At 47.9% G+C, this 16,225-nt stretch carries 15 protein-coding genes; 6 read left to right on the top strand and 9 right to left on the bottom strand.

The features are described from left to right. Positions 1 to 127: 127 nt before the first annotated feature. The 4 genes from ACYQ2M_RS21540 to tilS all read right to left on the bottom strand — a co-directional run bounded on the left by ACYQ2M_RS21540 (position 128) and on the right by tilS (position 5,414). Positions 128 to 1,042, bottom strand: coding sequence for a CdaR family protein (locus tag ACYQ2M_RS21540; RefSeq protein WP_459918454.1), 915 nt, complete (start codon positions 1,040 to 1,042; stop codon positions 128 to 130). Between the two features lie 45 nt (positions 1,043 to 1,087). Further along, on the bottom strand, positions 1,088 to 1,960 hold the full coding sequence (gene folP / locus ACYQ2M_RS21535; protein WP_459918453.1) for a dihydropteroate synthase: 873 nt from the start codon (positions 1,958 to 1,960) through the stop codon (positions 1,088 to 1,090). Beyond that, complete coding sequence (ftsH, locus tag ACYQ2M_RS21530) at positions 1,960 to 3,939, bottom strand: ATP-dependent zinc metalloprotease FtsH (RefSeq protein ID WP_459918452.1); 1,980 nt, start codon at positions 3,937 to 3,939, stop codon at positions 1,960 to 1,962. The genes folP and ftsH overlap by 1 nt, the downstream gene beginning before the upstream one ends. Before the next feature lie 410 nt (positions 3,940 to 4,349). Then, the gene (gene tilS, locus ACYQ2M_RS21525) at positions 4,350 to 5,414 is read right to left on the bottom strand and encodes a tRNA lysidine(34) synthetase TilS (RefSeq protein ID WP_459918451.1); all 1,065 of its coding nucleotides are present in this window, start codon (positions 5,412 to 5,414) and stop codon (positions 4,350 to 4,352) included. A 194-nt stretch (positions 5,415 to 5,608) separates the two neighbouring features. Here tilS and ACYQ2M_RS21520 point away from each other — a divergent pair, with 194 nt between their 5' ends. Further along, positions 5,609 to 6,382 carry a cache domain-containing protein gene (locus tag ACYQ2M_RS21520; protein WP_459918450.1) on the top strand — a complete coding sequence of 258 codons (774 nt, stop codon included), beginning with the start codon at positions 5,609 to 5,611 and terminating at the stop codon, positions 6,380 to 6,382. Between the two features lie 356 nt (positions 6,383 to 6,738). On the opposite strand, the gene ACYQ2M_RS21515 is transcribed toward ACYQ2M_RS21520, so the two are convergent. Next, complete coding sequence (locus ACYQ2M_RS21515) at positions 6,739 to 7,953, bottom strand: multidrug effflux MFS transporter (protein WP_459918449.1); 1,215 nt, start codon at positions 7,951 to 7,953, stop codon at positions 6,739 to 6,741. A gap of 391 nt (positions 7,954 to 8,344) precedes the next feature. Between ACYQ2M_RS21515 and arfB the strand changes: the two genes are divergently transcribed. The 3 genes from arfB to ACYQ2M_RS21500 all read left to right on the top strand — a co-directional run bounded on the left by arfB (position 8,345) and on the right by ACYQ2M_RS21500 (position 9,722). After that, positions 8,345 to 8,764 (top strand): alternative ribosome rescue aminoacyl-tRNA hydrolase ArfB, encoded by a 420-nt coding sequence (gene arfB, locus ACYQ2M_RS21510; protein WP_459918448.1) that lies wholly within the window; start codon positions 8,345 to 8,347, stop codon positions 8,762 to 8,764. Between the two features lie 101 nt (positions 8,765 to 8,865). Then, entirely contained in the window at positions 8,866 to 9,276 is a 411-nt protein-coding gene (locus ACYQ2M_RS21505; protein WP_459918447.1) for a pyridoxamine 5'-phosphate oxidase family protein, read from the top strand. 14 nt (positions 9,277 to 9,290) lie between these two features. Then, positions 9,291 to 9,722: a hypothetical protein gene (locus tag ACYQ2M_RS21500; RefSeq protein ID WP_459918446.1), complete on the top strand. Its 432-nt coding sequence runs from the start codon at positions 9,291 to 9,293 to the stop codon at positions 9,720 to 9,722. A gap of 104 nt (positions 9,723 to 9,826) precedes the next feature. Here the strand turns inward: ACYQ2M_RS21500 and asd are convergent, their stop codons facing one another. Further along, positions 9,827 to 10,933, bottom strand: a complete 1,107-nt coding sequence (gene asd, locus ACYQ2M_RS21495; RefSeq protein WP_459918445.1) for an aspartate-semialdehyde dehydrogenase — start codon at positions 10,931 to 10,933, stop codon at positions 9,827 to 9,829. Between the two features lie 587 nt (positions 10,934 to 11,520). Between asd and ACYQ2M_RS21490 the strand changes: the two genes are divergently transcribed. Both ACYQ2M_RS21490 and ACYQ2M_RS21485 read left to right on the top strand, forming a co-directional pair. Continuing rightward, complete coding sequence (locus ACYQ2M_RS21490; protein WP_459918444.1) at positions 11,521 to 12,597, top strand: lipid A deacylase LpxR family protein; 1,077 nt, start codon at positions 11,521 to 11,523, stop codon at positions 12,595 to 12,597. Positions 12,598 to 12,601: 4 nt separating this feature from the next. Continuing rightward, the gene (locus ACYQ2M_RS21485; RefSeq protein WP_459918443.1) at positions 12,602 to 13,447 is read left to right on the top strand and encodes an arylamine N-acetyltransferase family protein; all 846 of its coding nucleotides are present in this window, start codon (positions 12,602 to 12,604) and stop codon (positions 13,445 to 13,447) included. Positions 13,448 to 13,539: 92 nt separating this feature from the next. Here the strand turns inward: ACYQ2M_RS21485 and ACYQ2M_RS21480 are convergent, their stop codons facing one another. The 3 genes from ACYQ2M_RS21480 to nfsA all read right to left on the bottom strand — a co-directional run bounded on the left by ACYQ2M_RS21480 (position 13,540) and on the right by nfsA (position 15,779). Further along, positions 13,540 to 14,325: an alpha/beta hydrolase gene (locus ACYQ2M_RS21480; protein WP_459918442.1), complete on the bottom strand. Its 786-nt coding sequence runs from the start codon at positions 14,323 to 14,325 to the stop codon at positions 13,540 to 13,542. Positions 14,326 to 14,358: 33 nt separating this feature from the next. After that, complete coding sequence (locus ACYQ2M_RS21475) at positions 14,359 to 14,979, bottom strand: LysE family translocator (RefSeq protein WP_459918441.1); 621 nt, start codon at positions 14,977 to 14,979, stop codon at positions 14,359 to 14,361. A gap of 65 nt (positions 14,980 to 15,044) precedes the next feature. Continuing rightward, positions 15,045 to 15,779 (bottom strand): oxygen-insensitive NADPH nitroreductase, encoded by a 735-nt coding sequence (gene nfsA / locus ACYQ2M_RS21470; protein ID WP_459918440.1) that lies wholly within the window; start codon positions 15,777 to 15,779, stop codon positions 15,045 to 15,047. Positions 15,780 to 16,225 lie beyond the last annotated feature (446 nt).

Genomic DNA, 16,225 nt, shown 5'->3' with positions numbered 1-16,225 from the left:
CACCCCGTCTTCACCTGTTTTGACCTGCTCACATGGCATCCATATGCTGCACGTGCACGCCCCAAAAACGCGAACATGGGGTACAGGCCAAAAATTTACTGTGCCAGCCACCCCGAATATTTACAGATTATTTGATTTTAACCGTAAAATTTTCCGGCTTTGCTTCCACAAGGACCAAACCCACCGGTACAGCTATAACTGCCGGACGAACATATACACCGGCGGATAAGTCCTTCAAGTCAATATACACCTGAAAATCAGGAAGGTCACTGTTATTTTTAAACACATTCACAGGCCCTTTCAAGGTAATTTGAATATCAGGGGGGGTTATTTCAACATTTAAAGGACCATTGCGGATGCTGACCGGCATGGCCTCATAGGTATGAGTTACGATTCTTTTCCTGATGGTCACAGTTACGGTCACCAGGGTATCGGGCATGGAGAGCTCCAGCGCATCAAGGGCCACCGCCCCCGCTTTCTGAAGGCTATCGTTGGCTCCGGTGATATCCACGGGCTTTGTATGTATAACCGTAATTTTTTTTAACACCGATTCCGGTCCGGTGATGTTCAGCATTGCCGGATCCGCCTTTGCATGGGCCACTTCATACCCCATGGCCGGCTGTCCGGTAAGTACCACCTCCACCGGCACAGTACGAATTTCTTTACGGTCCAACTGCACCGTAATAAATGCCGGGGTAATCTGGATAATTTCCACCCCTGCGGGAATGGCCAGGCGGTCTTTGATCACAGGAATGGCATAAAAAGAAGGAGATATAAATGCTGCAGCATCTGCAGGGTCTGAGGTCAGATCCGCATAAAGGTCCACAAGATAATTTAAATTAAGGGACTCCACCCGATGAATCTGCCGAAGAGATCCTCTAACCCGAACTTCAATGCTGTGGGTATGGAAACTGGTTTTGGCAAGCCCTGAAGGCATGGCTGAAAACTTCACAGGGACCAGCAGATCTGTTTCCACTGGTTCCGGGGTACATCCAGCAACCAGTAGAAACAACAAACAAATCATGCAATGCAACGGTTTCACAGAATGATCCCCAGAAAGTCAGCGGGGACAGCAATGCCCCTCAGATCATACGTTCTGTATGGCGTTTATAATGCGGGTTAAGGGTTGCACAGCAGTTACATCGTGCACCCTGACGATCTGCGCACCGTTCATAATACAGGCCGCAACCGCACCAAGATTCCCTAGTTCCACCCGGGACATCTCCACCTCAGTTCCAGCATTTTTCTCGGCCAGAAGTGTCCGGATAAAGGATTTTCGAGAAGGTCCCATCAACACCGGGTAGCCCAGTGAGTGAATCTGCTCAAGACGTTTGATGAGCATCAGGTTATGCTCCAAGGTTTTGCCGAAGCCTATACCGGGATCTACAATTATGTGGGTCTTTGGAATTCCGGCCTCAAGGGCAAAGGCAATGCGCTGATCCAGGTAATCGGTGACCTCTTTCATGAAATCATCATACCGGGGGTTCACCTGCATGGTTTCCGGGCTGCCCTTCATGTGCATGAGCATCACCGGCACCTTTTTCTCTGCGGCAAGGACGGCCATACCGGGGTCTCTTTCAAGGGCGGTGATATCGTTGATAATGGCAGCACCGGCATTAAGGGCTTCACGTGCCACATCTGCCTTCACCGTATCAACGGAAATGGGCACCGCAATCTCCCGGGACAAACGCTCAATAACCGGTACCACCCGATCCATTTCTTCCTGGGCGGATACGCCTTTGGAAAAGGGGCGTGATGATTCACCACCGATATCAAGAATACCTGCACCGGCATCCACCAGAGCCCGCCCCTGGGCCAGGGCGGAATCAAAGGTCAAGAATTTCCCCCCATCGGAAAAAGAGTCCGGGGTGGTATTGAGAATGCCCATGATACAGGTTTTTCCGGGGATCAGTTCAAGGCGATAGCGATCTGCCCATTCAATGATAAAGCCAGGTAGCATTATTGTTTCTCTCCATCATCATCGCTGCTGTCTTTGTCAGCATCTTCATCTGCTTGAGTTGAGGCATCGGCTTTCTTTTCCCCTTCATCGGCCGCTTCTTCTTGGGAATCCTCATCCCCTTTCTCCACTTCTGCCAGAAGCTCTTCATCTTTAAATAAATTTTCCGGCTTGGGCGGATTAAAATCAGGTTTCATGGATTTAATCAGGGCATCAAGTTCTGCGCCCATGACCGTCTCTTTTTCCAGAAGAAGCTCTGCAAGTTTATGCAGGATATCCAGGTTTTCTTCCAACACAGTCCGGGCTTTCTGATAATTGCGGTTTATGATGGTAGACACTTCGGCATCAATCTGACGTGCCGTTTCTTCGGAATACTCTTTGGCATGGCCGATCTCCCTGCCGATGAAAATCTGTTCATCCCCGGAATCATAGGCCATGGGCCCAAGTTTTTCGCTCATGCCCCAAATGCGCACCATGCGGTTGGCCATGGCTGTGGCCTGCTTGATATCATTGGAAGCCCCGGTGCTGATACGTTTAAAAATCAACTCTTCTGCCACCCGGCCACCAAAGGCAACTGCCAGATCGTTTTCCAGCTGATCCTTGTATTTAAAACCACTTTCTTCGGGAAGAAACCAGGTTACACCGGCAGCCCTTCCCCGGGGAATTATGGTTACCTTATTTACAGCATCTGTATTGGGAAGTAACCGAGCCACCAGGGCGTGCCCTCCCTCATGGTAGGCGGTGGTGCGTTTTTCATCTTTTCGGATCACTTTGGATTTACGTTCAAGGCCCATGTAAACCTTGTCTTTGGAGTCTTCGAAATCCATCATGGTCAATTTTTCATGGTTACGCTTGGCCGCCAGAAGGGCTGCCTCATTAACAAGATTTTCCAGATCCGCCCCGGAAAAACCAGGAGTTCCCTTGGCCAGATTTACCACATCCACATCTTTATCAAGGGGGGTTTTTTTCATGTGGACCTTGAGAATACCGATGCGGCCCTTGATGTCGGGCATATCCACCACCACCTGACGGTCAAACCGGCCGGGACGAAGCAATGCCGGGTCCAGCACATCGGCCCGGTTGGTGGCTGCCATGAGAATAACACCTTCGTTGGATTCAAAGCCGTCCATCTCCACCAGGAGCTGGTTCAGGGTCTGTTCGCGCTCATCATGTCCACCGCCCATGCCAGCTCCGCGCTGGCGACCCACGGCATCAATCTCATCAATAAAAATAATGCACGGTGCACTTTTTTTACCCTGGGCAAACAGATCCCTTACCCGGGAAGCACCCACACCCACAAACATTTCAACAAAGTCGGAACCGCTTATGGTGAAAAAAGGCACTCCTGCCTCCCCGGCCACGGCCCGGGACAAAAGGGTTTTTCCTGTACCGGGAGAACCCACCAGCAGAACCCCTTTGGGGATACGACCGCCCAGGCGGGTGAACTTTTCCGGTTCCCGGAGGAACTCCACCACTTCTGTGAGCTCTTCCTTGGCCTCATCAATACCGGCCACATCTTTAAAGGTAATTTTAGCCCCTTTGTCGGACATGAGTCGGGCCCGGCTTTTTCCAAAGGACATGGCCTTGCCTCCGCCACCACCACCCTGCATCTGACGCATGAAAAAAATCCATACACCAATAAGAACAATCATGGGCAGCCAGGAGATAATAATGGACATGAACCACGAAGATTCCGTGGGGGGTTTGGCCTTTATGGAGACGCCTTTACTGCGGAGGGTACGGATCAGATCCCCATCCCCGGGGGAATAGGTTTTATATCTGGCACCGTTATTATCTGTTATGTATAGATCCTGACCCTGAATAACAACGTTCTGAACCCGTTCAGAGTCAACCATGGCCAGGAAATCCGAATATCCAAGACTGTTTTCGCCAACCTGCTGCTGGTTGAAAATATTATACAGCATCACCATCATCAGCACGATAACAAGCCACAGAGACAAATTTTTATAAAACTGATTCAAGGGTCATTCCTTTCTGAGTCTGTTATTGATCCCAGTTAAGTGGGATTTATTTTAAATAGCGGTCATGTCTTCCTTCAGACACAACAAACAATGAAAAAGCCGTTTATCGATACCCTGTGGGGTTTGGATTCCCATCAAGCCATAAACCCAGTACCCATTGGCTTTTTCATATCAAAACTGCTACTGGCAGCCCACATTCTGGCCCTGGGTCCACCCGCAGCATAGTTTGAAAGTCCTGTCTGCTTTGCCGGAACTTTCATATAAAAATTTCAACTGCAATAGTAAAAAAACACAAAAAATATTTAATTTCAATAATAAACATCAATTTACATTAGGCAAGTTTCATCAGGCAAGAAAAACCTCTGTCTCATATCCGATTTATGGAGGGCAGTGCATATTTTACACCAACATCACCGGGCCGATGATGATGTGTGCAGTGCCCCCAGATGGCGCAACGGCCTGGAAGACCGGGTAACATAAATCCAGCGTTTTGTCAGGGTGATCCGGATACCGTGGGGCAGATCCAGGCTTTTTCCCCCGGTATGGGTGGCCAGAAGTGCCAGGATATCATCAATGTGCCCCAATGTAATTCGTTTCAAATCCCCCTTGACCGCATGGATAGCCCCTCTTATCAACCGTCGTGCCGGGGCCGGCGTAAGGGCTGAAAACACCTCCCTGCCACAACGCACCTCATCTTTATGCATGCGTTCCAGGTGATCATTAATTATGGCCCGAATCTGATGGTCCATCCATGCCTCCTCTTCACTGACCAGAAGACTTAAACGGTTCAGGGCTGATTTGATTTCCGGGTTGTATTCTTTCATCAGGCAGGGCAGGAGTTCATGCCGGACCCGGTTCCTTAGATAACGGGTATCTTCATTGGAGCTGTCCAGAACAAAAGACTGGCAACGATGGGCCAGAAAAGCCAGAATATCCTGCCTGGATATCCGAATCAAGGGGCGGACAATCCAATCGTCCCGGGTGGGGGGTATCCCCATAAGTCCCCTGGAACCAGTACCCCGCAAAAGATTCATCAGCACCTGCTCGGCATTGTCGTCACTGTTGTGCCCCAAAGCAACCCGGTTGTATCCACATTGAGAGGCAAGTTCCCGGTAAAAGTCATACCTGGCATCCCTTGCAGCCTCTTCAATGGATTTTTTATTTTCGCGGGCCAGGGCAGTCACATCTTTTTGCCGTACATGAAGTGCTAATCCCAGGGAAGCTGCCAATTCTCTGACAAAGGCCTCATCCCTGTCAGATTCTCTGCCCCGAAGGCAATGATTGAGATGAGCCACGGCGATCTTCCAAGACATTTGCGCAGCCATATCATTCAAAATACCAAGCAGCGCCACGGAATCCGGGCCACCGGACACCCCAACCAACACCATATCACCCGGTGAAAGCATGGCATGAGCCTGCAGAGTCTCTCTAACCCGGGACATAATGCCACGACTTTGTTGCTGTTTTACTGCCATTAAATTAAAATATTCCTCCCACGGGACAAGCAAAAAATAACCTGCCAGTTATATCAGGAAAGCCGAATAAGTGCCACTGGCTTTTTGAGGAGCAAAGTCCCTCGACCCTGGATCAATACAAAATTTTATGGAATGGAGATTCTGGCATCCTAAACATAGGGCGCATTCCCAATTTTCCCGACTTGCTCACAAGCGTGTTCTCAAACGCTTTAAAGCACTTTACACAAGCGTGTAATGAATATCTTTTTATTAAAAAAATACACAACCTTGTGGGGGGGGATGGTAAACCGTATGCATCATTAATTTTAAGCGACAATCCCATCCACCGCCCAGGACAACCGTTGTTTGATACTGACCAAGACAGTAAGGGGAATTATTTCAAAAAAGAAATCCTAAGGCTTTTGCGTGATCATGGCGAAGGATTTATGAGCTATTGGTACCCTTCACCTCAACATGGACACGAAGTCAAGAAAACTTCTTTTTTCTTTTATGATAAAACATGGAATTGGGCCATTGGCAACGGATTTTATTATGATGATTTAGAAACACAGCTGGCAAAAATTGAAAAAAACATCAATGAAAAAATTACCAAAGAAAGCATTGTGACTATGGGAAAAATGATGCTGGAACGATTGGGATATAAGGTGACCCCGTTTACAAATAGCATGGACGCGCTTAAAGCTCTTACCAATGATGTTGAAAAATTTGATGTGGTGATAATTGATCTGTCAATGCCCAACCTGCCTGGAGATAAACTGGCTTCAGAGATACTGAGAATCCGGCCCAATATGCCTATCATACTGAATTCCGGTTTTAACGAAAAGGTGTCACCTGAAACCGCAGAGATGATCGGAATCAAGGGTATTCTTATAAAGCCAACAACAAAAGCAAAACGGGCTCAAACCATAAGAAAGGTGTTGGATAATGAGAACAAAATGGAAACATGGACAACGTCAAAAAAGGGGTAATAGGTCCGGTGCACCCCGATCACCGGGTCCCCCCAGTTAAGCAGATCATCCGTGGTCATCTAGAAATCCCAGTTGGACACTTTTTGCATCCAGTCCTTGAAATCCGTCGGATGCTCAATGACGGCGTCAACCCTCAGGTTTCTCAAGAAGATGTGACGCAGACATTTGCAAATCTTTCGGCTCATCTATAACGGTTTCCCAGCTGAGGCCTATGAAATTGACTACCCGGCCCCGGGCTCTCCGCGGATCGCAGATGAAATTTCATCACTGCCTCAGGAGGCTGGAATAAAAACTCAGTCGGTGGACATTTTTTCCTGCAGCAGCGAATCAAAACGGGCGAATGCAGTCATTGTTCCCTATTTTTTGTTGAAATCAGCCCAATACATGACAATGACAGATAAAAAGCCAAGAATGACAAATCCCACAGCCAGGGGAACTGTGGTGCCATTGTAATATTTACCGATGATAACAGAAAGCGGCGACGAGATCAGGCTGCTCAAAGAACCGATGACGGCAGCACCTATTCCGGCAATATGTCCCAGTGGTACCATGGCGATGGCATTCAGATTTCCGAAAAGAATGCCAAGGCAAAAAAATGCCAGGATGAAACAGGTCATCATAAACCACAAGGGAGAGTGCCCGCCCATTTGAATGGTGACGATCAGGTAAAAAATCATCAGTACGATAAAAAGTATAACGGCCCTGTAGGACAGGGTGCGCATGCCGAATCTCATGACTACCCGGGAGTTTACAAAAGAGGCCCCACCAATGGACAGGGCTATCACAGCCATGTAAAGTGGAAATTGTCGTCCAAGATGGTATATTTCCTGAAAAATCTGCTGGGCGCAGTTCAGGTACGCTAACAGAGCAGCCAGCATAAATCCTGCGGCCAGGGTGTATCCGAAGGCCAGACGGTTGGTGCAGACTTCAGCAAGACCGTTGAAAATACGCCTGGGAGAAAATGAAATGCGTTTATGTCGGGGAAGGGTCTCCACCTGCCGGATGTTGAACCAGATAAGGGCAATGAAGGCCTGGATTATTAAAGCCCCGAAAATAGCCCGCCAGCTTGTTTTGAGCATAATCACCTGACCAAGGGCCGGTGCTATGGCAGGAACAACTATGAAAACAGCCATGACGGCTGACATAATCCTGGCCATTGCACGGCCATCATATTGATCCCTTATCAGGGCTACGATGGCTGTGCGTGGCCCGGCTACACCGATACCCTGGATCAATCTTCCGACCAGCATAACGTTGAAATTCCGGGAAAATGTGGACAAAAAACAGCCCAGTATAAAAATCATGAAACCGATAAAGACCATTGGTTTCCGGCCAAAACTGTCGGACAGGGGACCAAAAAAGATCTGCCCGATCCCCAGGCCCAGTATCAATACGGAAATCACAAGCTGTGCATCATTGGGGTGTGCTACACCAAGATCCCGGCCAATGTCGGGCAGGGCAGGCAGCATCATATCAATGGCCAGGGCCGTAATGGATATGATCAGCGCCATCATAAAGATAAATTCCCGGTACCCCGGAGAATGTGTTGTTACTCTAGTTTTAATCGGCATGACAATCGCCTTTTCTTTTTTATATAGCATCAATGAAAGACGGCCTTGGTCACAACCCGGCCACACATCAAAGTTGGCGGACCAACTGTGTCAGGGTTATCACCAAGGCCATTACAGACCTTCTCATACCTGAATTTTTCTTTAAAGTAAAATTGGGACTTGTTCACAACATGGGCCGCCCGTCACAGTTGACTGACCATAACGACGAAACATCCAGCCATCCCATTTCAGTTTGTTTTTAGTTGAGAAAACCGGGGATGCGCCCGGCCGTTCTCTATTTTCCTGCTCAGAAGTGTTTCTGGCAAAGGCTCACTTGATCTCTGGAAATTGTGTCCTATATTTATCATTTAGCAGCCATTTAGAATGGCCAAAACACAAGAGGGAGTTCCCAATGCTGCACATCACGGAGGATATTTATATCCTTGATTCTGAAATAGAACTCAATGCCATCCGGGCCCAGGGTGCCGGTGGGCAGAATGTTAATAAAGTATCTTCTGCGATTCATCTCCGGTTTGACATTCTAAAGTCAAGCCTTCCGGACAGCGTAAAGGAAAAACTGCTTCGTCTCAGCGACCGGCGCATCTCAAACGATGGCATTATTGTAATAAAAGCCCAGCTATTTCGAACCCGGGAAAAAAACATCGGCAACGCCCTGAACCGGCTGAGCAACCTTATTCAAAAAGCACTTATTCCCATTGCAAAAAGAAAACCTACACAGCCCACCCGGGGGGCAAAACAACGCCGCTTGGACAACAAGGCCAGGCGTAGTGAGAAAAAGAACCTGCGGAAAAAAATTAATTTTTCCGACTGATTTTCCATGGCTACGGGGGTAAAAAACCTGCCAATTTTAATGCATGTCTTTTACCTGATTTATCATATATTACTTATCACATAATAACAAAGGAGCATTCCATGGCAAAAATGACGGAACGGATGAAAGAACTGTTTGCTAAGGTCCCCACTGCGGTTTTGACAACAGCAACAATAGATGGGGTGCCCAATGCGGTTCCAGTGGGTGCAAAAAAAATAATTGATGATGAAACCATACTTATTTCAGATCAATATTTTAACAAAACCCTTGCCAATCTCAAAAGTAACCCCCAGGCAGCCATTACATTCTGGGAAGGCCGCGAAGGGTATCAGTTGAAATGCAGCATCACCATTGAAACCCAGGGTGAGCGATACGAAGAAACTGCCAGATGGATTGAAGCATTGGGCAACAAGGCAGGCCATCCCTTACAATCCAAGGGAGCTGTCATATTCAACATTAAAGAAATTTACGGAGTATCACCAGGACCTGGTGCTGGCAAACAACTTGTATAAAAAGAAGGGGGGGTATGATTATCTATGACGGTATTTATAAATGGGATGGCAAACAGCGAAATGGTCAAACCCCTGTATGCTGGTGGCCAGGAGAGTATCGCATCCGCATCATCAAGCTGAAGTTAGAAACCTCTAAAATCCACTTCCTTAAAGATCATGCCGTGTTGTGTCGGAATATGGGCAAGGGTACCTCCATACATAACTATGTCCAGAACTTTGCCCGCCTTGTCTCGGAAAGACATAACCTTCAAATGGAAAAAACCCTGTGGATTGAATTTCTAAAAGTTCCCCGGGAGGAAATAGTGGTGGCAAATATGAATCGGGTGGCGGGGATGTCTGGAAAAGGACTTTTCAAGCCTTCCTGGCGCCCTATTCTTCCCAATGAACAAAAAATCATATCCCCTTATCTTGATGGGTTTGAGGGAAAATACCCGGAAGAATCCTGAGCCAGCATTTTTAACGCATCACAAGTATTTAAGACGGCATTGGCATGACTATTCCATGAATAATGAATGGTCATGCCATTTTTTACTTCGCAATCATCGCATATTTACAGAATAATATTCAACATCCGGCGCAGGGGTTCAGCAGCCCCCCACAGAAGCTGATCCCCCACAGAAAATGCCGTGAGATAATCATCCCCTAAAATCATTTTCCGGATACGCCCCACTGGCACGGTGAGAGTGCCGGTTACAGCAGCAGGGGTCAATTCCGTAATGGTCTGTTCCTTAATGTTGGGAACAACCTTGACCCAGTCATTATTTCCTGCCAGCATGGCATTAACATCATCAAGGGGAACATCTTTTTTCAGCTTGATGGTAAATGCCTGGCTGTGGCATCGCATGGCACCGATTCTGACACACTGACCGTCAATGGGGACCGGCCTGTCCATGCGACCAAGGATCTTATTGGTTTCAACACCGCCCTTCCACTCTTCACGGGTCTGACCGTTGTCCATCGCCCGATCAATCCAGGGAATCAGGCTGGCCGCCAGGGGAACACCCCAGTTATCCGTGGGAAATGCCCCGGATCTCAGGGTGTCGGTTACGTTTCGGTCAAGTTCCAGGGCAGCCACCGGGGACTGCTTCAAAATGCCTGATGCAGCATCGCCGATGGTCTTCATCTGGGCCACCAGTTCCTGCATATTTTTGGCACCGGCACCCGATGCCGCCTGGTAGGTCATGGAGGTGATCCAGTCCACCAGATCATTTTCAAACAATCCCCCCAGAGCCATGAGCATGAGAGAAACCGTGCAGTTGCCACCAATGTAGTTTTTGATACCATCATTCAGGGCCTGGTCAATGACCTTTCTGTTCACTGGGTCCAGGATAATAATACTCTTATCATCCATTCTCAGGGTGGATGCCGCATCAATCCAGTAACCATTCCAATCTCTGGCTTCCAGTTCTGGTCGTACGGCTTCGGTGTACGAACCGCCCTGGCAGGACACAATAATATCCATAGCCATCAAGGCATCTATATTATGAGCGTTCACCAGGGGCGGGGTGTCCATGCCCACATTCGGCCCCTTGCCCCCTTCCTGGGAGGTGGTAAAAAAAAGAGGCGTAAATCCCTTGAAATCATTTTCTGCAATCATCCGCTCCATAAGAACAGATCCCACCATTCCCCGCCATCCGACAAACCCTACTTGTTTCATTTTGTGTACCTCATTTTTATATTTTTTTTCAGCCCTGTTTCATAACCTGTTAATAACAGATTCCCATGGGCTTCAACTAAACCATATACATGTCTTTCTTCATTATGTGCGATGGCAAAAACATGCTTCTGACTGACGAATTCATAAGCCCATTTAAATATAAAGACTTGATAGTCATTTACCACACATTAATACCGCATGGCAATTTTCAAATAATAGCACCGAGCCAAACGCTCTCAATGAAAACCCAAGGCATTGACATTCCCCTGAAAACATGTGCAATAAATAAGCAGGGTATCAGATAGGAGAATGCATACTATAATTTCACATAATCAAGATTGCTCACAACATCGGCCAGCCTGGGCAGGAGCCCGGCTTACCTTACTGACATTCTTGCTTAAATTTTCTTTTAAAGGCAACGCGTTGTCAAAAGTATGAAGCATGATAAAAAAAACCTGAACCTCCAACAGCACAAGCCAGACCATTCAATAACATGACTCCATTGGCCTATCAGTTATGATAGCTGGCCGATGTTGTGACCAAGCCAGATAATTTTAACCCACACAAAAAAATTGATTGAGACACCTATGACAACATCTTGTCCCCCCCATGCTTCACAGTCCACCTCCTGGGATATACCCAAGCTGATGGTTTTAACAACTATGATATTGCTTTTGTTGTATCAGTTTACCGACATCGCATGGGGAGAGGAAAACAACCCATGGTCCCACAGTTTTTATTTTGAAAATGACCTCTTTACGGGAACAGACAGCAATTATACCAATGGCGTCAAATATGTTCTGATTTCTCCGGATTTATCCCCCAAAGCAAACAAAATGGGCAAAATTCCCCACGACGTACTGAGATATATCCATAAAATACCTTTTATAAAGAATACCCCTCCCCAAACCTCCCATAAAGTGGAGTTCGCCTTTGGACAGAACATGTACACACCGGCCGATATCAGCATCCACGAGCTCATTGAAAATGACAGACCCTACGCCGGATGGACCTATTTTGCCACTGCTTATCATCATAAAAGTAATCTTTCAGAACAACGATCCGTGATGGACACGGTGGAGCTCCAGCTGGGAATGATAGGCCCTGTCTCCCTGGCCGAAGAAAGCCAGAAATTCATCCACAGACTCCGGGATATTGGAATGCCCGAGGGCTGGGATAATCAGCTGTCCAACGAACCCGGTCTTGTCATTGCCTGGGAACGTAAATGGCTTTTTCATCCTGTGGAGAGAGGATTTGGCTGGGATACTATTTTTCATTCCGGGTTTACCCTGGGCAATGTATCCACCTATGTCAATGGAGGAATGGAATTCCGGCTGGGCTGGAACATCCCCAGAACCTTCGGGGTCTCCCTCATCCGGCCCGGAGGAAGCACCCGGATGAATCAAAGCCAGCATCCCGGAATCTATTTTCTGGGGGCTGCGGATGGTCGCTGGGTGGCAAGGGATATTTTTCTGGACGGCAACACCTTCACCGACAGTCACAGTGTGGATAAAAAACCCTGGGTGGCGGATTTTGCCTTTGGGGTGGCAGTAAATTACAATCGATTCATGCTTACGCTGACCCAGGTGCTGCGAACCCGCAAGTTTGAGGGACAGCCTGAGAGCCATTCCTTTGGTGCAATCTCTATCTCCTGGTTTTTTTAAACCCATGAAAGACATCACCCTCGAAAACATTTATTTTCAGCCCCTTTCCCATGCAAAGCTGACTGCCTACCTGGATCGCATTGCCTATACGGGCAGCCTTTTACCCAGCGTTCAGCTCCTTGAAGATCTTCACATGGCCCACGTCACGGCTATCTGTTTTGAAAATATCCACCCCTTTTTGAACCTGCCTCTGTCCGTTGCCTTAGATGACATCTTCAATAAAATGGTCCTTGAAAAAAGAGGCGGATACTGTTTTGAACACAATCTGCTGTTTGCATCGGTGTTACTGAAACTGGGCTTTCGGCTGGAGATGCTCACAGCCAGGGTGCTCTTTAATACCACACCGCTCCCCCCCCGTACCCATATGCTGCTGCAGGTACATGCAGATAATCGCACATGGCTTGCAGATGTTGGCTTCGGCACCAAAGGCATCCTGCTGCCCCTGGTGATGGAACCCGAATTTTGTCCCCGCTACTTTGCGGGAAGAACCTTCCGGGTAGAACCCCGGGGACGGTTTCTGGTACTTCAGTCCATAATCCACAACACCTGGACGGATCTGTACATTTTTTCCATGGAACCCCAGGAATGGATTGATTATAAAATGGCTAACCACTATGTTTCCACCCACCCCGATTCGAAGTTCACCCAAATGCTGATCCTTCAGATCCACACAAAAAAATCACAGATCATTCTCAAAGGAAACGAGATCATTGAGACCCGGGGAGAACTGCCGATAAATAAAACTTTTCTGGAAAAAGAGAGCATAGCTGAGCAGTTGAGGCGTGTATTTCACCTGAATCTGTCTCTGGAGATGATCCGATCTCTGCAAAATGTTATTTTTCCATCCTGAGCATTCATGGCACTTTCATGGCCTGCTCATACCCCAAGCCTTACCCCACTGGCCCGCTGACGGGTGGCCCATCTTATGACCAAGCCCCAATGTTATAAAACCAGTTTTTTCACGGCAGCCATATACGCCTGAAGCCCCCGCATGAAAATATCATTATGGTTGGCTCCTGGAATCTTTAGAAGGGTTTTATTGGAAGCAGGACAGGCATCAAAGAGATCCTGCCCATCGGAAAAAGGAATAATGTGATCAAATTGGGCATGTATAATCAGGGTGGGGCCGGTCCAGACTTTTATTTTCTCAGCATTGCCGAACCCCAGCTCCTCTTTAAACCCAATGGCATCGGGGTCCATGCCAAGCACGCTTAACAATTTCCCGGCATGGGCAAACCCGCTTTCGATGATTAGGTTATCAAAACCCGGGAAGGGCTGACAGGCAAGCTCCAGGGCCGATGCACTGCCAAGGGATCGTCCCATGAGGGTCAGGCTGCCGGTAAAACCGTTTGCTTTAAGGTGTTTTTTAAAAAACGCCAGAATGGCATGACAGTCCTTCATCATGGCTGAAACCGAAGGTACCCCCGTGGATCGGCCATACCCCCGGTAATCCACCACCAAAAAATTGATCCCCATACGGTTGTACGCCTCTCCGAGATCATCGTAATCGGCAACGATCTCTCCATTTCCATGGAAAAAGAGAATGGTGGGGTTGCTTCTGCCCGCCACATGGAAACATGCCCCGATGTGAACATCATCTTCCACTGGTATCCACAGATCTTTGTCCGTAAGGTGTCGAAAGCCATCCTCTGGACGGGGATGAAAAATATGCGCCAGCACCCTGGGCTGATCCAGGATAGAATAGTCGGTATTCACTTTGTACGACATGTCCTCCTCCTTGGTTTAACTTACAATATCCAGTTAAATACTTTTGAAAAGAGTTAATGCATCATGGAACAAAACCCCTGCAAAAAGAAAAAGCAGGATGCCCAGAAAGCGCATAATACAGAGATACGCCTTTCCCGTAAAAAAATGGCGGGACTTTCCAACCAGAACGGCCGTCAATACTTTGGCCCCCACCAGAAGAAAATAAAAACCGGTTACAAATGCCAGAGCGGACAACGGGTGATGATCCAGGGCCTTTAAAAACGTGGGTGCCCCCACACTGATCCAGAAAAGATAGGGCTGAGGATTGGTAAGATTAACCACTATACCTTTTTTCAGGGAGGCGCTGGGTACCTGCGATGAGCCTCCAAGAACGCGGCCATCCGTATGAAGGCTGTCATATCCCATGTGCATCAGTACCAACCCGCCAATCAAAGAAATGGTCCCCAGCACGCCATGGGAAGAAGAGATCCGGGATAGAATCAATAAACTGAACAGGATAATGGGGAAATCCGTCACCAAGGGGCTTATGGCGGCCCGGATACCGGCGCTGATGTTATATCGCAAAGTTTCAGAAATTACCAGAGCCGTGAGCGGTCCTGGGGCAAACCCCGCAGATGCTCCCAAAACAAGGCCTGCCGTCAGAAAAGCAAACATCCCTCTCCCCTTTTTTTCATTGTGTCCATTTTCCTGTTTCTTATGAAGATCATGCATCCCCTGCTTTAGTTCATTTCAAATCCACGTGCCTTCAAAAAAGCCCGCATATGTGGACGGGATTCCTTGCCCACCAGATTTTTCATCTCCAGGGTCCAGCAGCTTTTTTTGGTACCTCCGGTGCGGGTCCGGTAATATTGAGTCAACGTTTCATCATATGCCTCAATGGCATGCCTGTCTATGTCATCATAGCGCTCTTCACTTAGCACCACGGAAAGGGGCAGACGGGGCTTAATCTCGGGATCCTGGTCCGGATACCCCATGCAGAAACCAAACACAGGATAAACCTGATCCGGCAGATTCAAAAGCGCACATACCCGTTGGGGGTCATTGCGGATACCTCCTATATAACAGATCCCAAGTCCCATGGATTCCGCCGCAATGGCACAGTTTTGAGCAAAGAGTGCCACATCAACGGTGGCAATGATAAAATGCTCGGTCATGCCCCGGGCAAAGTGCCCTCCCTGCATTTCACAGGCAACGCCCGGCCGGAGAAGGTCGGCGCAAAAGACCAGAAACGCTCCGGCGGTATCCACATATTGCTGATCACCTGCCAGACAGGCGATTTCCCGGCGGGTGGCTCCTTCCCGGACACGGATCACCGTGGTGGCCTGTAGGTTGCTGGAAGTGGCTGCGGACTGGCCGCACCGAATTATTTCATTGATCAGCTCATCTGTTACGGGCTGATCCGTAAACTTGCGGATGGACCTATGGGATCGAAGCTGTTTTATTACTGGATTCATGGGATGTTCTCCGTTAGGATGTTCTTGAGCACGGTGAAATGCTATCCTCAAATTTGTTCATGGCCGCCTGACCCCTTAATCGCCTGGAAAAGACAATCAAGATACTTGAAACAATAAAAAGATTTAGGCCCCCCTTCACAACATGCATGAAACTTACATCAAGCTATCAGTATCACCGATCAGAACAACTTTTACCAGCTGATTTTCTAAAAAAATGCAGGCATAACAAAAAGACCACCACCTTGGCGACAAACGAGCAAATAAGGACAAGCAAAGTCAATAAGACACACCTGTCCCCTCCCCACAATGAAAACGTAGGATTCATAAATTTTATTTATAATCAAAAGCCAACAAAAGAAGGCTATCTGTTTTTCGTTGCAATGGAAAAAGAACACTTGGGATTGCTCAATTCATAAAACAGGCGCCCAAAACAAAAAAGCCCTGAC

It is taken from the genome of Desulfocicer niacini (assembly GCF_054657595.1).
The sequence above is the reverse complement of the archived record's forward strand: the minus strand, read 5'-3'. Positions and strand labels throughout refer to the sequence as shown.